Below are 23243 nucleotides of genomic sequence, written 5' to 3'. Positions count from 1 at the left end.
TAGGTTGATTCATTACAGATTGGTATGGGAACGGGCCATGGCGACCACCACTTTGCGCGGCCCGGAAAAAGGCGTTCTGGCATGTGCCACAAGCATGTTGTCGAGCATGAGTACATCGCCGGGCTGCCACGCGAAACTCACTGTTTCCTCTTCCAGCACGGCACGCACCTGCTCCAGGACGGCATCTTCAATGCGACTGCCGTCAGCCCAACAGACGTTGCGCGGCAACAGGTCTTCACCAACTAACTCCAGCAGCGAGGCCCGCACTTCCGGCATCAGATTGGAGGCGTGAAACAGATGCGCCTGATTGAACCAGACCATCTCGCCCGAAACGGGGTGGCGTTCGACACCTTGGCAGCGCTGGCGGGTGTTCAGCGCATCATCGTCGAGCCAGCGCCATTCGATACCACTGCGTCGGCAAAAAGCCTCGACGTCCTCGCGCCGTTCCGATCCAAAAACCTCCTGCCAAGGCAAGTCAAAATCACTGCTGTAGTTGCGTACATAGAGCAGCCCTTGGGCGAAACGCTCGCGGATTGCTGTCGGCATGCGGCGATAGATGGCGCGGCTATCGGCAATCGGCGTTTCACCGCCAACCGGCGATGCGGTGACGCAGTGAAACCAGATTCGCATCGGCCATTCACGCGTGTAGGCCTGCTCGTTATGCAGCGGAATATGCTGATGGGCAGGATATTCGGTCGAGGTGTAGATACCGTTGCTGACCGCCGAACGCGGTGTCGAGGCGAATTCATAACGCAGCAGTGGATCGCCGAAAGCGGCTGCGAAGCGTTGAAAATCGTCTACCGCCGGCACCACATAGTCGCGCAACAGCACACCGCCGACGCTATGCAGATGCTGTTCGATTTTCGGCTGCAAGGCCGACCAGGCATCGGTCAACAATATGCCGGGGCGCTCCGCCTGCAACACGATCGGCAATACGGAACCGGTCGGAGCGCGCAAGCGCTGGAAGTTATTCATTACTTGATCTGCTATCAATTCGATACCTCTGGAGGAAGCCAGGCCAGCGCAGCGGCATAACCTGGAGGTGAGTCGAGCCGGTGTGCGCAGACTACCGGCCATGTCGGGTGATCATGAGATGCGGTGTAGGCGCCACCGCTGGCGGGCCACACTGAGAGCGTCTGCAAATGCTCACCAATCCCGCCCTCCTGCCAGCCACGGTTTGCCAAACCGGTTCAACGCTAAGCGCACCTCCTGCGGTGAACATGCCAGCCGTTGCCCCAGCAGCCGCCGCGAGGTCGCGCGCATCACACCGAAACGGACTCGATCCTGGTGACGGTGAAAGTGAGATGCGCGGACCTGTTCATCCGTGCTCAGGCAGACCCAGTCATCCGCAGCAAGAGGACGTTCAAGGTCGAAGTCAATCTGATAAAGAGCAATGCCCGCCGGCGCTTGCTCAGGACAAGACAGTCGCTTCATCGACGGAGGACTCTGGTAAAACGCGGCCTTGTTCGTCGCTGGAGTAGCGACCGGGATAGCGATTCAGATAAGTGGCAATGGTAGCCATCAAGGCCGCCTGCTGTGCTTGCAGATAGAAGTGACCGCCCTCAAACCAGTCCAGCGTTACTTCAGCCGAACTCTCTCCGCGCCAACCCTGCAAACTGGCCGCAGGAATCGCATCGTCAAGGCCACCGAACACATGTATTGGTACATCGACAGGACTTGGATCATCGCATCGGAACGAGCGGCACACGCGATAATCGGCACGCAACACAGGCAAGATCATCTCCAGCAACTCGGGACTGGAAAATACTTCCGACGGCGTACCGCCTTGCCGCCGCAGCGAAGCAATGAGAGCCGCATCGGACTCATCCGGACGAGACCATTGACGAACAGATGGTGCGGCGCAGGCAGAGATCAATAATGCGACAGGCAAGGGAAATGTCGGCCTCTGCGCGCACAAGCGCTGCACAATGCCATGCGCGAGCAAGCCTCCCATGCTGTGACCAAAGATCGCGTAAGCGCCACGCACCTGCGCCGCCAACTCCCGTGTCAGCAGGTCGGCAAGACAGCCAAAGTCTTCATGCTGCGGCTCACGCATACGCCGCCCCCGCCCCGGCAGTTCGAGCGGTTGCATTCGCACCGAGGCCGGCAGTGCTGCGCGCCATGGCTGATACATGGCCGCGCTGGCGCCAGCGCAGGGAAGACAAAACAAGGTGAGCATGCCAACGATGAACTAGTTCTGCGGCGCAGTGACGTCCTGATCCTGCATGTATTCACGCAGGCTGCGCGGGCGCATGTCGGTCCATGTGCTTTCGATGTATTGCAAACAGTCTGACTTGCTTCCTGCCACACCGGTATCGCGCCAGCCGCCCGGAACTGCTTTGTAGTCGGGCCAGATGGAATATTGCTCTTCGTGGTTCACCAACACGCGGAAATTGGTATCGTCTCGATCGAAACTCATGCTCTTGCCTCTCGATTTTTCAGGATGCGGCGCCAGGATGCGGACACCATCCTATTGACATGCCAGGTACGATGCTCACTTTTCATGAATAAGAATCGCTCTCATTAACTTGACGATTCGAGACGCGACAAATTTAGTCGGGAGCATCGCTATTGAGAAATATTTTTCTCTACGAGATGACCTCGCGGCAGCATTCCATCGCATCGCGGATCATGAAATTGACGAGCGTGGTGGACACGCCGAGTTCCTCAGCAACTTCGCGCTGTGTGCGGCCATCGAGCCGATGCAGTTCGAACGCCCGACGTGTGCGGGCCGGTAATGCGGATAAGGCGAGGACAACCTGCGTAAGTGTTTGCCGCGAGATGGTACTGCTCTCCGGTGTGGCGCCGCCGGAACATATCTGCATACCCTCTTCCTCGTCCACAAAAAAGAACGACTCCATCGACATACGGCGATGCCGATCGATAGCCAGATTGCGCACGACCTGAAAAATAAATGCTACGGGCTGGCGGATGTCACTGGCGGCAGCGACATCCGCGATTTTGAAATAGGCGTCCTGAATCACATCTTCGGCGCGTTGGCGACATCCCAGGATACGCGTAGCCGCGTCCCGCAACTGACTTCTGCAAGCAATGAATTCAGCACATAAATCGACGCTTGCATGATCGTATGACAACTTATCTGCTCCTCATTGATTATTAAATAATAATGCAAATCATTCTTAGTTACAATGAGCAGGATGATCGTCGAAGTTCTATTTGAAATCAACAATAGTTACGTAATTTACTCAGAATATTGACGACTAATCCACTTGGAGAAAGTAATGCGTCTGAGAAATCGCAGTTTCTTTCACCAATCGACGTGAATACTTCGGCGTAGGTTTGATTTAATTATTTTGTTGTCGTTTCAAACGACGCCGATAAGGTTTTATATTGGCTAGGTGCGCCCATCCCCCGCTTCGGTTTTTGACCCAGACGAGAGTTTGAGTGTGTATTTGTCCAGAGAACTCAGAGGGTGCCTGTCTGCATAGGCTGGCTCAATGGTTTTCGCGCGAATGTATCGGCTGACGGTGTTGCGTGAGATGCCTGAACGCCCGGCGATCTCTCGCAATGGTATCTGGTCACGAAGGTGCCAGCGTCGAATAATACCGAGTAATGCCACGTCGATCATGTCGATCTCCTGCTTATGGTCATAAGCAGAATTGCGTTCTAAACGCGGGTTAATTCTTGGTGCACAATTTCTCTTGAAGAAAACATTCTGTCCAAATTTTCCTTCACTCCCCAGTCCAATCAAGGCACCTAGCCTTATCTCTCCGTACTCTCAGGCCGGGCCAGACTGTCCCGCCGTCCCGGCAAATTGAGCATGAACGCCAGTCCGCCGGAGATGGCGCAGAAAAGCCATAGAAAGAAAAAACCTAAGGTGTAGGCCGCCAAGCGGTCGCGTTGGGTGGTCAGATTTAATACTTCGTCCGGGTCGAACCAGGCAAAAAAGCATCCTTCCGCTGCGATTGCGGCCAGAAACGACGCCCACAGGATATTCGGTACGATGCGTTGCATGGCGATAGCCTTTCTTTGGAAAATCAATCGTCTGCCGGACGATCGGCAGCGAGCTCAACCAGGCGCTGCTGCGGCCACCGCCAGATACCGTCTATACGCCAGTCGTGATTTTCGTTTTCCAGCTGAACCTGCCAGCGTGCCATCTCCAACATGGGCAAGGCAACCCTGAAATCGCCGTTGCTGTCAGTCTGGACGTCGAGTTGCACGTCCTTTTCCGGACGCGTTGGATGCGCCATGTGCAAACGAAGCTTTTGCTGCAAGGGAGCGTTGAGAGATCGGACGTTGCCGGTAAGTTGTCCGGCGCCGGGATCGTAGGCCATGCGCAGAGAAATGCCCAAGCCGGCGGCAACACGGTCACGCTTTAAATCCTGATTGATGGCGCGGCCTTCCTTGTAATAGTCACCGACTACCATGGCATCTTCACGTGTGAAGGCCAGCCACATCGTATAAGAGCCGGCTACGACGACCAGCGCTGGCCCGAGCATGAGCAGCCAGGGCCAGCGGTGTGCGTACCAGGGGCGGCATGTTGGCATTGCTTGCATATGGTTTCCTTTCAAGCTCATCGCGGCACAAAAAATACGGCTTTTTCACGTACTTCCACAGCGGGATTATCGACAGCGATCAATTCAAAAATAATCTTGTTTGAACCATGTGCACCCTTGCCTGCATTAACGCGTACCCGCACTGGAATAGCGCGCGTGGTGGCGCCATCGATATCCACTTCCGATGGTGTCGCCAACGCAATGCTGTCGATGCCGGAGACTGCGATGCGAAAACGATGCGGGGTTTCTCCGGTATTCATGATCTGCAAGCGATAGACGTTTTCGATCATGCCGTCTTCAACCTCGCGAGCCATCACACCCCGGTCTCGGATCACGTCCAGTTTGAGCGGAGTCCGTATCGCCAACATCGACAAAAATGCGACGACGATGATCGCCAGAAGCGCCGTGTAAGCGAGCACGCGAGGACGCAGGACGCGACGGCGCATCTCCGGCAACGAAAGACGCGACACGATGGCGCGCTCGGTCGAGTACCGGATCAGGCCGAGAGGCGCCTCTATTTTCGTCATGACGCTGTTACAGGCGTCGATGCAGGCGGCGCAGCCGATGCATTCGTACTGCAATCCATTGCGGATATCGATACCGGTCGGACATACCTGCACACACATTGAGCAATCGATGCAATCGCCGGTCTGTGCGCCCTTGCCTTTGGCGCCGCGTGGTTCGCCGCGTTGATGATCGTAGGTGATGATCAGCGTGTCCTTGTCGATCATCGAACTCTGAAACCGTGCATACGGGCACATGTACTTGCACACCTGCTCGCGCATCCAGCCGGCGTTGCCATAGGTGGCAAAACTGTAGAACCCGACCCAGAATGTTTCCCACGGGCCGAGCCCGAGGGAAAGTATCTCGCCCATCAGTTCATGGATCGGCGTGAAGTATCCGACAAAACTTAATCCGGTCCATATCGACAATATCACCCACGCAGCGTGCTTGGCCCCCTTTTTGAATGCTTTTTGCGCATTCCATGGCTGGCGATCCAGACGCATGCGAGCGCTGCGGGGCCCTTCAATGCGCCGTTCTATCCACAGAAATATCTCTGTATAGACAGTCTGAGGACAAGCAAAACCACACCACACGCGCCCCGCCACCGCCGTAAACAGGAATAAGGCGTAGGCGCAGATGATGAGCAGCGCCGCCAGATAGATGAAATCCTGAGGCCACAACACGATGCCGAAGATGTAAAACTTGCGTGCGCCGAGGTCGAACAGCACGGCCTGACGGCCGTTCCAGTTCAACCACGGCAAGCCGTAGAACACCAGTTGCGTCAGCCACAGGCAAATCCAGCGCAAGCTGGCGTAACGGCCCTTGATCTCGCGCGGATAAATTTCCTCGCGCGCAGCGTACATCTTGACGATGGCGATATCCGGCTGCGGCTTATCCATGGCTGTGCACCCTACTTCTGATCGGCGTTGGAGGGCGCGTTCGACAGACTCCAGACATAGGCCGCCAGAACATGAACCTTTGCTTCGCCGAGGAACGATTCAAACGCAGGCATGGTGTTATTGCGGCCCTTGCGGATGGTTTCCATCACGGTTTCGACGCCGCCGCCATACAACCAGATCTTGTCGCTCAGATTGGGCGCACCGAGCGCCTGATTGCCGGCTCCATTGGCACCGTGGCAACCGGCGCATATGGCGAATTTGGATTTGCCGAACACTGCTTTAATGGGATCGTGCGTCGAGTCTGACAAGCTCAACACATAGTGCGCGACGTTTTCGACATCCTTGTCCGAGCCGAGTGCTGCCGCCATCGACGGCATCTGGCCATTGCGGCCATGCAGGATCGTGGTCTTGATCACATCAGGATCACCACCGTAGAGCCAGTCCTTGTCCGTCAGATTGGGGAAACCCTTGCTGCCGCGGGCGTCCGAACCGTGACATTGCGCGCAGTAAGTGAGAAACAAGCGCTCACCGATGACATGTGCCTGCGGATCGGCGGCAACAGCCTTGATGTCTTGCTGCAAGTACTTGTTGAACAACGGACCGTATTCTGCATCGGCTTTCTTCAGCTCGCTCTGATAGGCCTCACTGGACTTCCAGCCAAGCTTGCCAGCATAGCTGCCCAGGCCGGGATAAAGGAACAGATACGCCAGAGCGAACACGATGGTGATGTAGAACAACCACATCCACCAACGCGGCATCGGTGTATTCAGTTCGGTCAGATCAACGTCCCAGACGTGTCCGGTGGTGCCAACCGAAGCCGGATCCTCTCCAGGTTTCTTTTCCATCTTCACCTTGGATTGCGACCACAGCAAGATGCCGCAACCGAGAATGCTGATGATGGTCAGTCCTGCAATATAGATATTCCAGAAACCACTCGTGAAATCAGACATGACGATTCTCCGCCTCATTCGCCCCATTCGCCTCATGCGTCGGTGTTACTGACGTTAAGGACGCCGGTCTGTCCAGAAATTCATCTGCAAAAGGAATCCGCTCTGCTTCGGCAAAGTCGTCATCACGACGGCCGCTGAAGGTCCACCACAGAATGCCGATGAAGGTCGTCAGGCTGACAACAGTCATGACACTGCTGGCCTGGATCGTAAAATTGTCGATAGCCATGTTGCTCCCCTGCTTTCTTAGTTTCTTGTCTTGATTTGCGTGCCCAGGCCTTGCAAATAGGCGATCAACGCGTCTTCTTCAGTTTTTCCGGCCAACTCTTCCGGCCCCGCCTTGATCTCGGCATCGGTGTACGGCACGCTCAAACGCTGCAAGGCGCGCATTTTCGGCAGGATGCTCTGTGGATCGAGTTTGGTCGCCGCCAACCACGGATAGCCGGGCATGTTCGACTCAGGCACGACGTCCCGCGGGTTGTTCAGGTGGATGCGATGCCATTCGTCGCTATAGCGTCCACCCACGCGTGCCAGGTCTGGGCCGGTGCGTTTTGAGCCCCATTGGAACGGATGGTCATACACGTATTCGCCTGCGACGGAATAGTGGCCGTAGCGCTCCGTCTCGGCGCGGAACGGACGGATCATTTGCGAATGGCAGTTGTAGCAGCCTTCACGAATATAGACGTCGCGGCCGGCCAGCCTCAGCGGCGAATACGGTTTGAGTCCGGCAACCGGCTCCGTCGTCGAGCGCTGGAAAAATAACGGCACGATCTCTACCAATCCGCCGACGCTCACCACCAGTACGACCAGCGCGATCAGGAGCCAGGGATTCTTTTCGATCCATTCATGCGAAAATTTCATTCGATACTCCTGCTCAAGCGTGGGTGGTCGACAAAGTGGGGATGCGCGCCTCAACCGGCTGAGCGTCCTGCATTGTCTTGAACGTGTTGAAGGCCATCATCACCATGCCGCCCAGATAAAGAAGGCCGCCGGTGAAACGGATGACGTAGTACGGATAGGTCGCTTTGACGCCTTCGACAAAGGTGTAGGTCAGCGTGCCGTCGGCATTGACCGCACGCCACATCAACCCTTGCATCACGCCGGCAATCCACATCGATGCGATGTACAGCACCACGCCGATGGTCGCGACCCAGAAATGCAGATCGACCAGACGCATACTCCACATTTCACGTTTTCCAGACATGCGTGGGATCAGGTAATAGATCGACCCCATCGTGATAAAACCGACCCAGCCCAGCGCACCTGAATGGACGTGAGCAATGCCCCAATCGGTGTAATGCGACAAGGCGTTGACGGTCTTGATGGACATCATCGGGCCTTCAAACGTCGCCATCCCGTAGAACGACAGCGAGACGATCATGAACTTGAGCAGCGGGTCAGAGCGCAGCTTGTGCCATGCTCCCGACAACGTCATGATGCCGTTGATCATCCCACCCCATGACGGCGCCAGCAGGATCAGCGAAAACACCATGCCGATCGACTGCGTCCAGTCCGGCAACGCGGTGTAATGCAGGTGATGCGGGCCCGCCCACATGTAGGTGAAGATCAGTGCCCAGAAGTGCACAATCGACAGCCGGTATGAATACACCGGGCGTTCAGCCTGCTTGGGAATGAAGTAGTACACCATGCCGAGATAGCCGGCGGTGAGAATAAAGCCGACTGCGTTATGGCCGTACCACCATTGAATCATCGCGTCCTGTACACCTGCATAGGCCGAATAAGACTTCCACATTGACACCGGCATACTCGCGCCGTTGACGACGTGCAGCAATGTGACGGCGATGATGTACGCGCCAAAGAACCAATTGGCCACGTAGATATGCTTGACCTTGCGCTTGATCAGCGTGCCAAAAAACACGACTGCATAAGCAATCCACACTACGGCGATGAGCAATGTGATGGGCCATTCCAGTTCGGCGTATTCCTTACCCCGGGTGAAGCCCATCGGCAGAGTGATGGCCGCAGACACCAGTACCAATTGCCAGCCCCAGAAAGTAAACGCCGCCAGCTTGTCCGAAAACAATCTGACCTGGCAAGTGCGCTGCACGACGTAATAGGAAGTTGCGAACAGCCCGCAAATACCGAACGCAAAAATCACAGCGTTGGTATGCAAGGGGCGCAGACGGCCGTAGCTCAGCCAGGCAATATCGAAGTTGAGGGCCGGCCAGGCCAATTGTGCTGCGATGAAAACGCCGGCAAGCATACCGATGACGCCCCAGACTACGGTGGCGATCGTGAATTGCTTGACGATCCTGTAGTTGTAATTGAGTTCTTTGTCCACACCCTCTCCCAGAATTGTGTCGCGGTTTTCCGTGTACCACGTTGATGATGGGAGAGTAGATTTGCGAGCGCTCAGTGTCCTTGATATGTATCAAACGTACTGGAATGAACCATGGATATGCTGGTTAGCGATGACTTGATGTGTCTTTTTTCAGAGAGACTGCCGTCTCGTTGACAGGTGCCAGTGGTGGTTTGTCATCGTCTTCGAGAATACGCCATCCGGGACTGACCAGATCGTCAAACTGCCCACCGTCGGACATCCTGAAAAACAGCCAGATTGCGCCAAAGACCACGGCGATGCTGAGCGGCACAAGCAGATAGAGAGCTTCCATGACGATCAGCCTTTTCGGTGACCGGCGCGGTGTCGGCATAAGCGCAAGGCATTTGCCACCACGACGACAGAACTGACCGACATGCCGATACCGGACATCCAGGGCGTGATCCAGCCCAAGGCTGCCGCCGGTATCGCGACGGCGTTATAGAGCATGGCCCATGCCAGATTCTGGCGGACGACCGATAGCGTTTTATCCGCGACGCGATCCGTCTCGCACAAGGCAGATAATTGCCCTGACAAAAATACGCAATCTGCATGTGTCTGTGCGAGTGCGGCGCCATTGCCCATGGCAAAGGAGACGTCGGCGGCGCTCAGCACGGCGGCATCGTTGATGCCGTCCCCGACCATTGCGATGACCGCCCCACCCTGCTGCAAGCCTTGCACAAAAGACAGCTTGGCCTCTGGCAGACAATCACCGAGCGCGGTAGGTATGCCCAGCCTGTCGGCCACGCGTTGCGTCACGTCATGGCGGTCGCCACTGAGCAATACCAGGCATTTACCCTGCTTCATGAAATGGCTGACCACTGCCAGCGCGTCCTCGCGGATTTCGTCGGCAATGTCGAAACGGGCCAGCCAACCGTGACGGGAGGCCAGGAAAACATAGCTTGCTTCCACAGCCGGATCGGCATCCGCCGCAGGCATCGTGGATGCCGAGGGGATCATTGCATGGACAAACGCAAAATTCCCGAGCCGGTACGACACACCGTCTACCGTCGCTTCCAGGCCTTGCCCTGCCACGTGATGCAAAGCAGTTGCTTCTGCAGGATTGAGTCCTGCTGCCGCTTTCAGAATAGTTTGAGCAATAGGATGCGTGCTGGACTTTTCCATCGCCGCGGCAATGCGCAAGCAATCGGATTGCGTCACAGAGCCCAGCACGATGATTTCTTGCAGGGACGGTTGCCCTTTTGTCAGTGTGCCGGTTTTATCGAAGACGATATGCGTAGCGCGCTGCAAGGTCTCAAGTACATGCGGCTGCACGACGAGGATGCCTTGCCGCAGCAAGCGGCCGGTCGCAGCCGCAAGCGCAGTCGGCGTCGCCAGCGATAACGCACAGGGGCACGACACCACCAGCACGGCAATCGCCACCGGCCAGGCCCGCGCCGGATCCAGAAAATACCAGACCATGAACACGGTGCCCGAAAACACCAGCAGCGCCATCACAAACCAGGCGCCGATCCGATCGGCCCAGAGGGCCAGCTTCGGCTTGGCAAGTCCGGCACGATTGACCAGGCCCAACAGCACTGACAAGGTACTATCCGTCACATTGCGCACGACCTGGGCGACGATTGGCTGCGCGATGTTGACGGCTCCGCCAGGGATCGTATCGCCGACTGTTTTGCGCTGCGGCAGACTTTCTCCGGTGAGCAGTGATAGATCAATGTCGGTTTCACCTTCAATCACCGAACAGTCAGCCGGCACCGCGTCACCGGGCCGTACTAAAACCAGATCGCCGGTACGCAACTGCGCGGCAGCGATCAATTCGACATCCCGTCGCGGGTACGCATGCATGCGCGATGCGGAGGCCGGCAAGGATTGCTGTAACTGATCCAGCGCCGACGCAGCCTTACGGCGTGCCGTCAATTCCAGATAGCGGCTGCACAGCAGCAGAAAAATGAACATCGTCACCGAGTCAAAATAGACCTCGCCCCGGCCCTGCCAGGTTGCAATGGCGCTGGCGCTGAAGGCGGCAGCGATGCCCAGCGCAACCGGCACGTCCATGCCGGGCGCACGATTGCGAATGTCGCGCCACGCACCGCGAAAGAATGGCTGTGCCGAATAGACCAGCGCCGGAATCGTCAACAGCAGGCCCGCCCATCGCATCAGGGCTTCCATATCTGCATCCATGCCGCCTTCGCCCGCCAGATAAGCGGGTACGGCGTACATCATCACCTGCATCATCGACAATCCGGCGATGAACAACTGGCGGAACAAGGTCTTGCGGCTGCGCTCCAGCTGTTCACCGTGCTGCACCGGATCGTAGGGAAAGGCGGCGTAACCAATGGATCGCATCGCCTTGAGAATATCGCTGGCCTTGCAGACATCTGCTTGCCAACGTACTCGCAGGCGTTCGGTAACTGCATTCAGGTTTGCACTGAGGACGCCGGGTAAGCGGCCAAGATGACGTTCGATCAACCAGACGCAGGCTGCGCAGCGGATGTTGCGCACCGAGTAGTCCGCCTCAACAATGCCGTTATCCGCGCCGGCAATCACCGCGGTGTCGTCGTAGAGCTGCAGTTCCGGCGGTATCAGGTCCTGTCCGGCCAGCGTGGCAGCAAAGCCGCTACGCGACGCGTAATAGTCAGAGAATCCGTTGCCGACAATGCTCTCGGCCACCGCCTTGCAGCCAGGGCAGCACATGGCGCGCTCAACATTGTCAATGCGAACGCGCCACGCGGCCCCCTGCTCCACCGGCAAGCCACAATGAAAACAGGCGCTGTCCGTGATGCCCCGCTCGACCGCAATCATGGCGGTTCCGCCGAATGTACCGGAGTCGCACACAAGGCCGCGAGCCAATCCGGAGTCAATCCATGACTTGCGCGCAGCAAGCCCGATACGCCAAACAGCAGCACCACCAGTCCACACGTCAGCCGCACGCTGCGGCGCTGCAAGATGCTTCTCAACCGGGCACCAAAGACGCCTGCCGCCAGCAACACCGGCAAGGTGCCCAGACCGAAGGCCAGCATCATCGCGGCACCTGAAGCAGCCGAGCCGCTCACCATCGCCGTCAACAAGACGCTATAGACCATCCCGCAGGGCAGCCAGCCCCACAGACTGCCGGCCAACATCAACTTGAGGGGACTATCGAGCGGCAGCAGCAATGCGGTGAGAGGCTGAATATGTTTCCAGAGGAGGTTGCCGAGTTGCTCAAGGCGGGATAACCCGTGCCAGACATTCATCAGATATAAGCCCAGCGCGATCAACATTGCATGAGCGAAAACATAGGCGCCAGTCTGCCAAAGCGTCATACCGGCCAGCAGGCGTCCGCTGCCGACGATGCCACCGACAATGGCGCCAGTCAAGGCATAGCTCGCTATCCGGCCCATGTTGTAAGAGATCGTCCGCAACATCACCGACATGCCGGCGTCCTGCGCGCTGGCTTTCACCCCAACAGGAAAAGGCTTACGCGGCTTCGCACCCGCCGGCGCCAGAGAAAATGCGCCGACAATACCTCCGCACATGCCAATGCAATGCACGCTTCCCAGCAAGCCGATCATGAACATGGAAATCAGGATCAGGCTATTCATGGTGTCCATGCATACAGCCGTTGCGCGCCCAATCCGGCAGCCGGCGGGGTGATCATCGACATTGCTGATACCACCATTTATTTAGCTCCGGATGTGACTGCGCAAAATTGCCGCACCGGCGAGACATAGCGGGCAGCGTGACAGGAGCAAGTCTATCGGCTCCCCATCATCGACACCTTGACCTATATCAAAGGAGATTGCATAGGATCATCCTACAGTTCGCAACGACCACGCCAAGGTCGTCGCGTCTCACAAATTCATTGTTGACAGGCCCTAAGTCCATCTCAAATAAAAATGCGTCTCACAACAATTCAGGTCATCTCTGATGGTCATTTGCAGTGGCGCTCACTACAATCGCACTCACTACACATACTGGTTGAGAATTGCATGAGCCACGTTCTTTCCAAACGCCACTCAGAGCGTCATCGTATTGATGCAATAGGATGGCTTCGTGCTGCCGTGCTCGGCGCCAACGATGGCATTGTCTCTACCGCAAGTCTCTTGACAGGTGTCCTTGCTGCACAGGTATCACATGAAACCGCAGTCCTGACCGGGATCTCCGGGCTCGTCGCCGGAGCAATGTCGATGGCGACCGGCGAATATGTCTCCGTACATTCTCAGGCCGATAGTGAAAAAGCGGCGCTGGAGCAAGAACGCGCAGAACTGGAAACCGATTTTCATGGCGAGCATCGCGAGTTGACAGCAATTTACATGCGACGAGGGCTTGATCATCATATGGCGAGCCAGGTTGCAGAAAAGCTCATGGAGCATGATGCCCTCGGCGCCCATGCGCGCGACGAGCTGGGAATCTCGGACGCGACGATGGCCAATCCTTTGCAAGCGGCCTTGGTGTCTGCATTGAGCTTCGCTGCCGGTGCGGCGCTACCGCTGGCGGTCGTGCTGCTGGCACCGAAGGCATGGCTCATTCCTGCCGTTGTTGTTTCAGCGCTTTGTTCACTTGCGTTTTTAGGCGGCGTAGCGGCAAAGACCGGCGGGGCCAAAGTGTGGGACGGCGCCGTCCGGGTTACTTTCTGGAGTTCGCTTGCGATGGCGGCGACGGCCGGCATAGGAAGCTTTTTTGGCACAGCGATCTAGGGCCGGTTAGCACCCTTCTTTTTCGATCGAGGCACGTCGTTTTGAGTGATATGTTCGCCTGTTCAACCAACCTATTTACGGCATGAAAAAATACCATCCGACATCCGTGGTCCTGCATTGGCTCATGTTTTTACTATTCGCCGTCGCACTGGCAGCGATTGAACTTCGCGGTGAAATTCCGAAAGGCATGCCTTTGCGGGCAACACTCAAGATTGTGCATATGACGGCAGGCCAACTCATTCTTCTGTTTGTCGTATTCCGGCTGGCCGCACGCTGGAGATTCGGTACGCCGGCCAAACTTGACGGTCCGTCATGGCAAACGCAGAGTGCCAGAATCGTTCATGTCCTCTTGTATGTGGTGATGTTCATGCTTCCCATCAGCGGCATTCTCTTTACGCAGGCAGATGGAAAAGATGTGATGTTCTTTGGTGTGGCGCTCCCCCGCTTTATCGGCCTGAATGCAGAATTGTCTGACACGCTGCAGGACGTTCACGAGTTAATGGGTAACGCCGTGTACTTTCTGGTCGGCCTGCATGTCGTAGGCGCCCTTTGGCATCATTTCATGCGGCGGGATGGAATTTTTCAACGCATGAAGTTCTGACATCGCCCTGTTTCTTAAGCCGCTTTGGGTATCTGCCGCCCAAGCGGCTATGACACGACTTTTTTCAGGGCATAAACGCCTCCTGAATCACAAAAGGCGCTGAGCTGCGCCGTGATGATGCTCTTTACTGGGATATCCGTACTTTTTGATTTGGATCAGAAACTGACTCTTGAGGACTTCCGATAATGAATTCGGCTTCCCCGTCGAATTTGCCATCGAACGTCAATCAGTGCAATGGATCCCATCATGAACCATCTTAACGCGCAACAATTGCGTTATCTGCAAGAGCTTCTGGACGTACAAGAAACTTCCACCCGCATCAGGGCGCGATTACATATTCTGGAACAAGCAGACGACTGTGACGTTGCCGATGTCAGTGATGCTCGCACGCTGATGGAACTGAACGAACTCACTGACATTGAAGCCGCACGTCAACGCATGGCTGAAGAACAGTACGGGATATGCGTAGATTGCGGATGCCCGATTGACTATGCCAGGCTGGAGGCGAATGTCACCGCAAAACGATGCCTGGCGTGCCAGAATGTCTACGAGGAAGGAGATGTGGCTTAGGCCCTTCTCTCTGACAGTATCAGCTTGAATATCAGTGTGAATATCAGATCTGATACCAGAACCTGACGCCCTCAGCTACTCAAAGACTGCGGACTTCTTTGAGAAAATCGTTGAGCCTCTCGCCATCCTATCCACTCTTTCGACGCGTCCTTCATAGCCTGCGTCACCTCTTCAATATTCAGGCCCAGCGCCTCCGATTTTTCAAACAAGCTTGGCATGGACGCCTGCTTCTCATCCTCCGTAGCAACGTCGATATCGGCAATGAACGCGGCAAGATTAAGCAGCCGAGCCAATCGCTGCCTCCGATTGCTTTCCTCCCACCCGGACAGCATAGGTTTTTTGTAAAAACGAACGGCATCGACAAACAGGCTTGGGATCTTCCAGTCGTCCATCATGGCGGCAGACAGTTGCACCCGATCATAGCCAAAACGATCGCGCTCCAGGGCCATTAATTCTCCCACGGTTGCGCTGCTGTTTTTCTCCAGCAGATCACCGTAAGCGTCGGGGCGTACTGCTGCCAGCCCCAGGCGGCCAATACCCGCAAGCAGGCCGCAGGTGAACAATTCGGCAGCCGGCGCGATAGGCTGGCGCTCGCCAATGGCTTGTGCCACACATGCCATGGCCAGTGACCGTGACCAGAATTGGTTGTAGTCAAAACTATGACAGGCGCCGTTCTGGTATGAATTGATGAGTGAGACACTTAATGCGACCTGACGCACCGCCTGCACACCGATGAGCAGGAGAACTTCTGTCGAGACCGCGACGACCGGACGCGTTCTCGGCCTTCTGCTTGCATTCGCAAGTTGAATGAGGCGACCCGCCAACACCGGATCGGCCTGTATTTGCGTGGACAGATCAGGCAATGAGACGTTGTCGCTGCGGCACATTCTCATCACGTTCAATGCAACACCCGTTGGCGATGGCAATGTCCGGGCTTCTTTTATTTCATCGAAATTGATCTTGTCGCTCATGATACGTAGCCTTCCTCGTCCTGATGCGCATCGATGATTTCCAGGATCTTGCCTGGATCAGTTAGCAACGCATCGACACACAGCGGATCAAAATGACTCCCGGCATTTTGCCTTACCCAGGCGACTGCTCTGTCGATACTCCAGGCTGCCTTGTACGGCCGGGTTGAAGTCAGCGCATCGAATACGTCGGCGACTGCAACAATACGTCCATAGAGGGGAATATCTTCACCTGCCAAGCCCTGGGGATAGCCGCTTCCATCGAACTTTTCATGATGCGACAGCGCGATGGCCGACGCATTGCACATCAGCTTCGAACTGTCATCTTTGAGAATGTGCGCGCCAATCGTTGGATGGGTTCGCATGATTGCCATTTCTGCACAATCCAGGCGTCCGGGCTTGAGCAAGATATGATCAGGAATGCCGATTTTCCCTATATCATGCAAGGGAGCAGCATCATAAATATCATTTTGTTCCTCCTCAGACAAACCAAGGTTGGCAGCGATAAGACGCGCATAGTTAGCCATGCGGAGCAAGTGAGCGCCGGTTTCCGGGTCGCGATATTGCGCGGCAGCCGTGAGACGATTGGCCGTGCCCTGCTCGCTTTCTCGCAGCCTCTCTTCGACCGCTTTCACTTCTCGCTTAAGATTGCGCGTCAGTCCGACCTGATGCAATTGTGCTTTGCGCAACGTCAGCATATTGCTGACCCGGGAACGCAGTTCGGCTTTGTTTACGGGCTTGGTCAAAAAGTCATTGGCACTCAGCTCCAAGGCTGCGTGTTTAACAGCGGTCTTGGCGTCTGCCGTAATCATGATGACCGGGACATGATCCTGCCCCGACAAATCTCGAAATTGCTGAAGGAATGTGAAGCCATCCATCTTCGGCATCATGTAGTCGAGCAACAGCAGATCCGTATCATGTTCCTGACACCAGGTCAGGGCTTCGTTCGGGTCTGACGCCTCAAATATCGTCGCATCCGGGATATCTTCCAGGAGGTGCGAGAACAAAGCCAGGTTGGTACGATCATCGTCAACAATCAGGACATTCATATTGTTTCTTTCATTTCGTTAGTGCGTTGCTCCAGGATTTGAAATGCCTGAATTAACGCATTCCCAAGTTGACGCAGGCGGTCGCCGTCCTGCAGTCTGGCCGCAGCATCCCCCTCGTTTGCAAGAACCGTCATCTGCGCGGCGCCCAAATTGCTGCATGAGCCAATTAATCGATGCAGCAAATCGATGGCGGCTGCAAAATCATCCGTTGCGACAGCCGCTTTCAACTCCACCAGGAGAGGACGGGTATTGGTGATAAAAAACGCCAGCATTGCCTGCATCGCGCCACGGTCGTCATCGAACAATTCCAGCAAGCGCGTCATATCGAGAATCTCCTGTGCGCCCCCGGGAGCTGGACTCACAGCACTCGATGAACGCACTGCGCTCAGTATGTTTGATGCGTTCCGGCACACATATTTAGACAAAGTATCATCCAGCCGATCACGCAAAATTGGCTTACTGAGATAATCGTCCATACCCGCTTCAAGACATCGTTCGCGATCGCCGGTCATGGCATTGGCGGTCATCGCAATGATTGGAATGTGTTTTCCACTCGTATGCTCGCGTGCACGGATGCGTCGTGTCGCCTCAAACCCATCCATTCCAGGCATCTGACAATCCATTAACACTGCCGCATAGCTATTGCGCTCCAACATCACCAATGCCTCTTGCCCATCGGCGGCAACATCTGCCTCATAACCAAGCAGTTGCAATTGATGAATCGCAACTTTTTGATTCATGGGATTGTCTTCCACCAATAAAATCAGCACGTCGCTGTCTGCCTTCTCGAAGACAGCGCCAGCTGACCTGGCACTCCCCTGAACCATTGCCGCATCAGAGCCAAGAGACGTAGCATTTCCCGACAGTGCGCGATAAAAAACCGACCTTTTGATCGGAAGGGACAAAAGAGGAACATTTACCTGCGCACCTATGTCTTCACGCATATCCTCGTCTTTCGTGAGAAGCAACCAGGTATTCACCGCGTGCCATTCGCGACGAATCTGCGTAAACACCGGCAAGGAAAAATCAGGCATGGCGGTGTCGACGACAGCCATGACGTTGGACGCAAGTCTGTGCAGCAATTGCCTCCCTTGCTCAAGGGTCAGTGCACGATGTACGGTTATCCCTCTCACCTCTGCGTATCTACGCAATGCACGTGTCGCTTCATCATCCGGAGCGATCAACAGCAGCTCACCAGCCATGTACTCCGGCGACGGTCCGGATTGAATGATTGGCAGCGACAATTCAAACCAGAACGTCGATCCGGATCCGTATTCGCTTTCGACGCCAATCTCCCCATCCATCAGACCAATCAATCGCTTGCAGATCGAAAGACCTAATCCGGTCCCGCCGTATTTGCGGGTCACGGAACCGTCTGCCTGCGAAAATGGCATGAATAGTTTTTCCTGCGTTTGTTTGTTGATACCAATCCCCGTATCGCTGACTTGAACATGAATTCGGCAATGTCCAGGAACCTCACCGACAAGCTGAACCTGAATGGAAACTTCACCGGCGGAGGTAAACTTGATGGCATTGCCCAGCAAGTTCAGCAGCACTTGCCTCAGACGGCCAGGATCTCCACGCAGCAACGCCGGTACGCGAGGATCGACGTAACTGCTTAACCGCAACCCCTTCTCGTATGCCCGCGTCGCCAAGACATCGACGCTGGCTTCCACGATCGCAAGCAGATCAAGCTCAAGCGCTTCGATTTTTAACTTACCCGCATCAATCTTCGAGAAATCAAGAACGTCGTCGACGATGTGCATCAGCGCTTGCGCAGAATCCTCAATTCCTTTTGCAAAACTATCTTGCTGTGCATCCAACTGCGTGGTTCGGATCAAGCCGGCCATACCAATGATCGCGTTCATTGGCGTGCGGATCTCATGGCTCATTGTCGACAAAAATTCTCCGCGCGACGAGTTGGCGTTATCTGCCGCCTCTCTCGCGCTGTGCAACTGAGATTCCACATCAGCCCGCTGGCGCATGAAGCGCCAAAGAAACAGACTAAATATCAGCATGACCACTGCAATTGTGCCGCCGGCCCATGCCAGTCTGATGAGTGCCGTCACCGTGTTGACGGGCGCAGCGGACTGAACGGCTATCGCGGTGATTGGGAATTTGGGCAGAAACTGGTAGCTGACCAGCGAGGAGTCGCTCGCCATCGGCGACTCCATGTTGAAGCGCCCGTGGCGATCATGCGGATGACTGGTGTCGCGCAATAACTGCGTCAACATCACACCTACCGAATAGTGCTGACCGATTAGCCTGTCTTTATCATCAGAAGCGCCAAGGACATCGCCGTCGCTATCAAGCAAAGCCGTATAGGACAACGCGGACTCTTCGCCTCTGTCCAGTCCGGAAAAAAACACGGCAGGATCAAGCATGGCCAACATCAGAATCCGATCGGATCCCACCCGCACCAGGCGCGCGAACGGAATCAAATACGTGCCGCCGACAAGCAACGGTTTTCCCGGAGCCAGTATGTCGGACAAGGGCCGCATGAAGCCAAGATTTTTCAAATCAATATAGGTGTCCCGAGCCAGCGGCTCTGAACTTCTCAGTACGCGCTGATCCTGATCAAGCAAAGAGAGGGACTTCCATTGCAGTAGCTTTTTTCTCGATTCCGACGACGACGCAACCGGTGTAGCGCCAGCCAGATTGGCGGCAGCCAACAGTTCTGCGCTGTCATCAAGCGCAGACAACACTGCCGACGCCTGCAAAGAAAGCACTCGCGCCGCATCGGCACCGCGCTGAACGCGAACTGCTTCAATGCGCTGGTTTTCGAAATTTGCCAGATAAATACTGCCGCATAGCATGCCGACAGATAACAAGATCCCGGTCAGAAAAAATAAGTGCCGGGCGCCCATTGGCCTACGCACTGTTGCCGCACCGGCCAGCTGTTGAATCACAACATGCTCCCAAAAGGGATTTGGTCCTTGCCGACAGAGACGCTGAGGTCGTTCAATACGTAGTCTATTTGTTGCAAACTATCGAGTGTCGTAGTCAATTCGCCCAATAACGTTGCCACATCATGGGTCAAGGGTTGCTGCGCCGTATCGATGGCGTCCGTTGTGTCGACCCAGACGAACTCAACCAACTTCAGTGTTGAAGCCAATTTTTCTATTTCAATACGCTGCTGCAACAGCCAGCACTCTTCCAGAAGCGCATGGACAAACGAAAGCCGCGCCTCACGTATGTGGCGAGAAAACTCAGCAATATCAATCGCACTAACGATTTCGTTGTTTTTCATGTTTTCTCCCTGCCCTTTCAGATTTGAGTGTTTCACCCCATAATGGCGGCATTAAGTTGCCTTACGGCAGGTGATCACTTGAAATATACCGAATAAATTAATTTTAACAAATTAAACATTAAATTTGCAAATTTATTTAATTCGTTTAAAATTCAATACAAATGACAGGGAAGATGACGATGACAACAACCGAGGTGTGCACAACTCAGGAAGCTGCGCAGATATTGGGCATTTCCGTGACGTCGGTTCAACAATTGGTTGAGTCCGGTGTGATTGAAGCCTGGAAAACAAAAGGCGGACACCGACGCATCCCGCTTGCCGCTGTCGAGGCGTACAAGGCTTCGCCTAACGCCCCGCAAGTACCTCAGGACAGGCCCGCTCCGGGCAAGAAGACATCTATTCTGGTGGTCGAGGACAACAAGCTGCAGCGTGATATCTACGCCAAGAAGATTGCCTCCTGGAATCTGCCGGCGACCACGACATTTTGCGAAAACGGCTATCAGGCGCTGGTGGAAATCGCCATTAACAAACCCGATATCGTGCTGGCCGATATCGTGATGGATGGTATTGATGGCTATGAAGTCATTTCGACCATTCTCAGCTATCCATCCCTGTCGGATACCAATATCGCGATTCTTTCGAGCCTGGCGCCGGAAGAACTCGATGCCCGAGGCGGCATTCCGGAGGGGGTCGTGTTTTTCAGAAAACCTGTCAACTATGATGAATTGTCCGGTTACCTGCGTGCATGCTGCGCTCAGAAAGCCCGCATGACGCGTAGTTAGTCGCCTCATACCTACACGACTAGACGACGCCATGCACTTTTCACATCCAGTTCCGGTACCGGCCTCCCGCCTGCAAAGAATGAGGGACGCCATGGAGGTCAATGTCGGCGCCATCTTGTGCATTTTTGCTGCCTTGCTCATCGCAGGGCTGTGGGTCACCACATGGTGGCAACTGGACAAAAACTATCGCGATGAAATTGCCGGCGCAAAGCGTGATGCCATCAGCCTGTCTCTGCTATTCAAAGAACATGCTTCACGTACCGTAGAGTCAACCGATCAGGCGATCGTCTCTCTTCGTTCCCGCTATAACGTCCTGGGAAAGCAGCTCGATATCAATAAAGAGCTAAAGGACGGCATTGCGCCATCGGATATTTACAACCTTTTCAGCATCGTTGATGACAAGGCAGACGTCGTGCTGTCGACTAAGCCATTTAAGCCGCTGAACCTGAGCGACCGTGAGCATATCAAGGTGCACATGCAATCTGCGGATACAGGCTTGTATATCAGCAAGCCCTTGCTTGGGCGGGTGTCTGGGAAATGGTCCCTGCAGATGACGCGGCGTATTAACGGGCCTGATGGTGGGTTCAAGGGCGTGGTGATCGCCTCGATGGATCCGGGGTATTTCACTTCCCTGTACAAAAAGGTTGACGTCGGCCAGTTCGGTGCGATTTCCCTGGTGGGTGATGACGGTGTGCTGCGGGTGCGTCATGTGGGCAACGACGATTCAATGGGGCAAGACATTTCTCTCAGCGAAGTATTCAAGGCTATGCGCATGAATGGCAGCGGCTTGCTGCGAGCCACAAGTGTTGTCGACCATCGCGATCGCTTTTATGCCTATCAGAAGCTGGGGAGTTATCCCTTGTATGTGGCGGTGGGCATCGACATCGATGAGCGCCTTGACGGCTACCGTGCCATCCGATCACAAACGCTGACGCTCGTCAGCCTGACCTCGTTGCTGATCATTCTCGGGACGGCTGCGCTGGTCATCCTCATTCGCCACCTCGTCGCGAGCCGCCGTGAAGCGGTGCTGGCACGCAAGGCCAAACTGCATTTCCTGTCGAATATGTCGCACGAATTTCGCACGCCGCTTAACGGCATTCTGGGCTACTCGGAAACGCTGATGGAAGATTTTAACGGCACCCGCCATGGCGAGTTCGCGCGCGCCATCCATGACAGCGGCATGCGCCTGCTCGGCATGGTTGATTCGGTGCTGGAACTGAGCACCCTGCGCTCAGGAAAAGTCAGTTTGAATATCAGCGAAGAAAAACTCAGCGATATCGTCCGCAATGCTGTCAGCGCCTGCGAAGAAGCGGCCGCAAAAAAGGGATTGTGGATTAACTCTTTCATCGCCGACGATGTACCTCCTTATCTGCGTTGCGACCGGATCAAGTTGCTGCAAGTGCTCGATAAGTTGCTCACCAATGCCTGCAAATACACTGCTGCAGGCCATGTACAGCTCAGTGTCGAGGCGGTCGGCAAGGACTTGCGTTTCAGCATCATCGACACCGGCCCAGGGATCCCTGCAGCTGCATTGGATACGATATTTGAAAAATTCGCTCAAATCGATGACTCTGCCGCGCGCCCGCATGATGGAGCTGGACTGGGACTGACGATTGCCGCCCTGCTGGTTGAGTTAATGGGTGGAGAGATCAGCGTCCAATCAGAGCTGGGTGCCGGCAGCACGTTTTCTTTTCAACTGCCTTTATTGAACGGCACAGAAGCCGTTGCGACGCGTACAATAAAATAACAATAAGCCTGACCGAGGCTACAGGGGGATGCGCAAATGATGCCACGCTATCAGCATATCAATCCGGCAGTACTTCTGGATGCCGCAGGGCAAGACATTCCGACTTTTCTGGAACTGTCCGCGACCTTTCTTGATATCGCTCCGCCCATGTATGAGCGCCTGCACCATGCCATTGCGGCGGGTCAGGCTGCTGACGTCACACTCCAAAGCCATTCGCTCAAAGGAACGGTTGCGCTGATTGGCGCAGATCAACTGGCGACCATGTTGGGACGCATTGAAGCATTGTCGCGTACGGCGTCGCTGGGAGAAATCCATGCGCTTTGGGCAGACCTCGCGCAAGTCTATAAAGAGACGATCGCCGAAGTACACCTCAGTATCCGGCACTTCCAGAAATCGGCGGGATGTTCCGATGATTCTCGCGCCGGCTAGTTTCG

Annotated in this window: 24 protein-coding genes and 1 pseudogene; 6 read left to right on the top strand and 19 right to left on the bottom strand. The window is 55.3% G+C overall.

All coding sequences use genetic code 11. The features are described 5' to 3' along the window. Positions 1-12: 12 nt before the first annotated feature. From hmeg3_RS11645 to hmeg3_RS11575, 15 genes and pseudogenes are all read right to left on the bottom strand, one after another. Entirely contained in the window at positions 13-975 is a 963-nt protein-coding gene (locus hmeg3_RS11645) for a TauD/TfdA family dioxygenase (RefSeq protein ID WP_094563864.1), read from the bottom strand. Positions 976-1411: 436 nt separating this feature from the next. Then, positions 1412-2134, bottom strand: coding sequence for a thioesterase II family protein (locus hmeg3_RS11640; RefSeq protein WP_232511967.1), 723 nt, complete (start codon positions 2132-2134; stop codon positions 1412-1414). Positions 2135-2191: 57 nt separating this feature from the next. After that, positions 2192-2419, bottom strand: coding sequence for an MbtH family NRPS accessory protein (locus tag hmeg3_RS11635; protein WP_094563862.1), 228 nt, complete (start codon positions 2417-2419; stop codon positions 2192-2194). A gap of 169 nt (positions 2420-2588) precedes the next feature. Then, positions 2589-3095: an RNA polymerase factor sigma-70 gene (locus tag hmeg3_RS11630; RefSeq protein WP_094563861.1), complete on the bottom strand. Its 507-nt coding sequence runs from the start codon at positions 3093-3095 to the stop codon at positions 2589-2591. Positions 3096-3361: 266 nt separating this feature from the next. Next, positions 3362-3589: pseudogene (locus tag hmeg3_RS25240) on the bottom strand (winged helix-turn-helix transcriptional regulator); the annotation flags it as partial. A 134-nt stretch (positions 3590-3723) separates the two neighbouring features. Continuing rightward, positions 3724-3975 (bottom strand): hypothetical protein, encoded by a 252-nt coding sequence (locus hmeg3_RS11620; protein ID WP_094566282.1) that lies wholly within the window; start codon positions 3973-3975, stop codon positions 3724-3726. A gap of 23 nt (positions 3976-3998) precedes the next feature. Further along, positions 3999-4517: a FixH family protein gene (locus tag hmeg3_RS11615; RefSeq protein WP_094563859.1), complete on the bottom strand. Its 519-nt coding sequence runs from the start codon at positions 4515-4517 to the stop codon at positions 3999-4001. Between the two features lie 17 nt (positions 4518-4534). After that, a complete protein-coding gene (gene ccoG, locus hmeg3_RS11610; RefSeq protein ID WP_094563858.1) occupies positions 4535-5920 on the bottom strand; it encodes a cytochrome c oxidase accessory protein CcoG in 1386 nt (461 codons plus the stop codon). Positions 5921-5931: 11 nt separating this feature from the next. Further along, positions 5932-6870 carry a cytochrome-c oxidase, cbb3-type subunit III gene (gene ccoP / locus hmeg3_RS11605; protein ID WP_094563857.1) on the bottom strand — a complete coding sequence of 313 codons (939 nt, stop codon included), beginning with the start codon at positions 6868-6870 and terminating at the stop codon, positions 5932-5934. After that, entirely contained in the window at positions 6863-7096 is a 234-nt protein-coding gene (locus hmeg3_RS11600; protein WP_094563856.1) for a CcoQ/FixQ family Cbb3-type cytochrome c oxidase assembly chaperone, read from the bottom strand. The genes ccoP and hmeg3_RS11600 overlap by 8 nt, the downstream gene beginning before the upstream one ends. Positions 7097-7113: 17 nt before the next feature. Next, complete coding sequence (gene ccoO, locus hmeg3_RS11595) at positions 7114-7728, bottom strand: cytochrome-c oxidase, cbb3-type subunit II (protein WP_094563855.1); 615 nt, start codon at positions 7726-7728, stop codon at positions 7114-7116. Between the two features lie 13 nt (positions 7729-7741). Next, a complete protein-coding gene (gene ccoN / locus hmeg3_RS11590; RefSeq protein WP_094563854.1) occupies positions 7742-9169 on the bottom strand; it encodes a cytochrome-c oxidase, cbb3-type subunit I in 1428 nt (475 codons plus the stop codon). A 124-nt stretch (positions 9170-9293) separates the two neighbouring features. Next, positions 9294-9500 carry a cbb3-type cytochrome oxidase assembly protein CcoS gene (gene ccoS, locus hmeg3_RS11585; RefSeq protein WP_094563853.1) on the bottom strand — a complete coding sequence of 69 codons (207 nt, stop codon included), beginning with the start codon at positions 9498-9500 and terminating at the stop codon, positions 9294-9296. 5 nt (positions 9501-9505) lie between these two features. Next, the gene (locus hmeg3_RS11580) at positions 9506-11968 is read right to left on the bottom strand and encodes a heavy metal translocating P-type ATPase (RefSeq protein ID WP_094563852.1); all 2463 of its coding nucleotides are present in this window, start codon (positions 11966-11968) and stop codon (positions 9506-9508) included. Beyond that, positions 11965-12756: a sulfite exporter TauE/SafE family protein gene (locus hmeg3_RS11575; protein ID WP_094563851.1), complete on the bottom strand. Its 792-nt coding sequence runs from the start codon at positions 12754-12756 to the stop codon at positions 11965-11967. The genes hmeg3_RS11580 and hmeg3_RS11575 overlap by 4 nt, the downstream gene beginning before the upstream one ends. A gap of 378 nt (positions 12757-13134) precedes the next feature. Here hmeg3_RS11575 and hmeg3_RS11570 point away from each other — a divergent pair, with 378 nt between their 5' ends. The 3 genes from hmeg3_RS11570 (at position 13135) to hmeg3_RS11560 (ending at position 15013) form a co-directional block, all read left to right on the top strand. Further along, positions 13135-13842, top strand: a complete 708-nt coding sequence (locus tag hmeg3_RS11570) for a VIT family protein (RefSeq protein WP_094563850.1) — start codon at positions 13135-13137, stop codon at positions 13840-13842. A 124-nt stretch (positions 13843-13966) separates the two neighbouring features. Beyond that, positions 13967-14443 (top strand): cytochrome b, encoded by a 477-nt coding sequence (locus tag hmeg3_RS11565; protein WP_232511966.1) that lies wholly within the window; start codon positions 13967-13969, stop codon positions 14441-14443. A 246-nt stretch (positions 14444-14689) separates the two neighbouring features. Continuing rightward, positions 14690-15013 (top strand): TraR/DksA family transcriptional regulator, encoded by a 324-nt coding sequence (locus hmeg3_RS11560; RefSeq protein WP_094566281.1) that lies wholly within the window; start codon positions 14690-14692, stop codon positions 15011-15013. Positions 15014-15084: 71 nt separating this feature from the next. Here hmeg3_RS11560 and hmeg3_RS11555 read toward each other — a convergent pair whose 3' ends face one another. Genes hmeg3_RS11555 through hmeg3_RS11540 form a run of 4 tightly spaced genes read right to left on the bottom strand, consistent with a single transcriptional unit; the run spans position 15085 to position 20280 of the window. Continuing rightward, entirely contained in the window at positions 15085-15984 is a 900-nt protein-coding gene (locus hmeg3_RS11555; RefSeq protein WP_094563848.1) for an HDOD domain-containing protein, read from the bottom strand. Continuing rightward, positions 15981-17030: an HD domain-containing phosphohydrolase gene (locus hmeg3_RS11550; RefSeq protein ID WP_094563847.1), complete on the bottom strand. Its 1050-nt coding sequence runs from the start codon at positions 17028-17030 to the stop codon at positions 15981-15983. Before hmeg3_RS11550 ends, hmeg3_RS11555 begins: the two co-directional genes overlap by 4 nt. Further along, on the bottom strand, positions 17027-19939 hold the full coding sequence (locus tag hmeg3_RS11545; RefSeq protein ID WP_157739257.1) for a response regulator: 2913 nt from the start codon (positions 19937-19939) through the stop codon (positions 17027-17029). The genes hmeg3_RS11550 and hmeg3_RS11545 overlap by 4 nt, the downstream gene beginning before the upstream one ends. Continuing rightward, positions 19936-20280, bottom strand: a complete 345-nt coding sequence (locus tag hmeg3_RS11540; protein WP_094563845.1) for a hypothetical protein — start codon at positions 20278-20280, stop codon at positions 19936-19938. Before hmeg3_RS11540 ends, hmeg3_RS11545 begins: the two co-directional genes overlap by 4 nt. Positions 20281-20459: 179 nt before the next feature. Here hmeg3_RS11540 and hmeg3_RS11535 point away from each other — a divergent pair, with 179 nt between their 5' ends. From hmeg3_RS11535 to hmeg3_RS11525, 3 genes are all read left to right on the top strand, one after another. Further along, positions 20460-21062: an excisionase family DNA-binding protein gene (locus tag hmeg3_RS11535; protein ID WP_094566280.1), complete on the top strand. Its 603-nt coding sequence runs from the start codon at positions 20460-20462 to the stop codon at positions 21060-21062. 91 nt (positions 21063-21153) lie between these two features. After that, positions 21154-22809 carry an ATP-binding protein gene (locus hmeg3_RS11530; RefSeq protein WP_094563844.1) on the top strand — a complete coding sequence of 552 codons (1656 nt, stop codon included), beginning with the start codon at positions 21154-21156 and terminating at the stop codon, positions 22807-22809. 36 nt (positions 22810-22845) lie between these two features. Further along, a complete protein-coding gene (locus hmeg3_RS11525; protein ID WP_094563843.1) occupies positions 22846-23238 on the top strand; it encodes an Hpt domain-containing protein in 393 nt (130 codons plus the stop codon). Positions 23239-23243: the final 5 nt, after the last annotated feature.

This window comes from Herbaspirillum sp. meg3, assembly GCF_002257565.1.
Lineage (GTDB): Bacteria > Pseudomonadota > Gammaproteobacteria > Burkholderiales > Burkholderiaceae_D > Herbaspirillum.
Note: the sequence above shows the minus strand (reverse complement) of the source record. Positions and strands in the feature narration are given on the sequence as shown.

What these genes read in the sequence shown, in the direction of transcription:
- hmeg3_RS11620 (WP_094566282.1), bottom strand. Translation starts at nt 3,975, where the DNA reads ATGCAACGCATCGTACCGAATATCCTGTGGGCGTCGTTTCTGGCCGCA.
- ccoS (WP_094563853.1), bottom strand. Translation starts at nt 9,500, where the DNA reads ATGGAAGCTCTCTATCTGCTTGTGCCGCTCAGCATCGCCGTGGTCTTT.
- hmeg3_RS11555 (WP_094563848.1), bottom strand. Translation starts at nt 15,984, where the DNA reads ATGAGCGACAAGATCAATTTCGATGAAATAAAAGAAGCCCGGACATTG.
- hmeg3_RS11525 (WP_094563843.1), top strand. Translation starts at nt 22,846, where the DNA reads ATGATGCCACGCTATCAGCATATCAATCCGGCAGTACTTCTGGATGCC.
- hmeg3_RS11615 (WP_094563859.1), bottom strand. Translation starts at nt 4,517, where the DNA reads ATGCAAGCAATGCCAACATGCCGCCCCTGGTACGCACACCGCTGGCCC.
- hmeg3_RS11570 (WP_094563850.1), top strand. Translation starts at nt 13,135, where the DNA reads ATGAGCCACGTTCTTTCCAAACGCCACTCAGAGCGTCATCGTATTGAT.
- ccoO (WP_094563855.1), bottom strand. Translation starts at nt 7,728, where the DNA reads ATGAAATTTTCGCATGAATGGATCGAAAAGAATCCCTGGCTCCTGATC.
- hmeg3_RS11600 (WP_094563856.1), bottom strand. Translation starts at nt 7,096, where the DNA reads ATGGCTATCGACAATTTTACGATCCAGGCCAGCAGTGTCATGACTGTT.
- ccoG (WP_094563858.1), bottom strand. Translation starts at nt 5,920, where the DNA reads ATGGATAAGCCGCAGCCGGATATCGCCATCGTCAAGATGTACGCTGCG.
- hmeg3_RS11540 (WP_094563845.1), bottom strand. Translation starts at nt 20,280, where the DNA reads ATGAAAAACAACGAAATCGTTAGTGCGATTGATATTGCTGAGTTTTCT.
- hmeg3_RS11575 (WP_094563851.1), bottom strand. Translation starts at nt 12,756, where the DNA reads ATGGACACCATGAATAGCCTGATCCTGATTTCCATGTTCATGATCGGC.
- hmeg3_RS11560 (WP_094566281.1), top strand. Translation starts at nt 14,690, where the DNA reads ATGAACCATCTTAACGCGCAACAATTGCGTTATCTGCAAGAGCTTCTG.
- hmeg3_RS11530 (WP_094563844.1), top strand. Translation starts at nt 21,154, where the DNA reads ATGGAGGTCAATGTCGGCGCCATCTTGTGCATTTTTGCTGCCTTGCTC.
- hmeg3_RS11640 (WP_232511967.1), bottom strand. Translation starts at nt 2,134, where the DNA reads ATGTATCAGCCATGGCGCGCAGCACTGCCGGCCTCGGTGCGAATGCAA.
- hmeg3_RS11645 (WP_094563864.1), bottom strand. Translation starts at nt 975, where the DNA reads ATGAATAACTTCCAGCGCTTGCGCGCTCCGACCGGTTCCGTATTGCCG.
- hmeg3_RS11580 (WP_094563852.1), bottom strand. Translation starts at nt 11,968, where the DNA reads ATGATTGCGGTCGAGCGGGGCATCACGGACAGCGCCTGTTTTCATTGT.
- hmeg3_RS11635 (WP_094563862.1), bottom strand. Translation starts at nt 2,419, where the DNA reads ATGAGTTTCGATCGAGACGATACCAATTTCCGCGTGTTGGTGAACCAC.
- hmeg3_RS11565 (WP_232511966.1), top strand. Translation starts at nt 13,967, where the DNA reads ATGTTTTTACTATTCGCCGTCGCACTGGCAGCGATTGAACTTCGCGGT.
- hmeg3_RS11535 (WP_094566280.1), top strand. Translation starts at nt 20,460, where the DNA reads ATGACAACAACCGAGGTGTGCACAACTCAGGAAGCTGCGCAGATATTG.
- hmeg3_RS11550 (WP_094563847.1), bottom strand. Translation starts at nt 17,030, where the DNA reads ATGAATGTCCTGATTGTTGACGATGATCGTACCAACCTGGCTTTGTTC.
- ccoP (WP_094563857.1), bottom strand. Translation starts at nt 6,870, where the DNA reads ATGTCTGATTTCACGAGTGGTTTCTGGAATATCTATATTGCAGGACTG.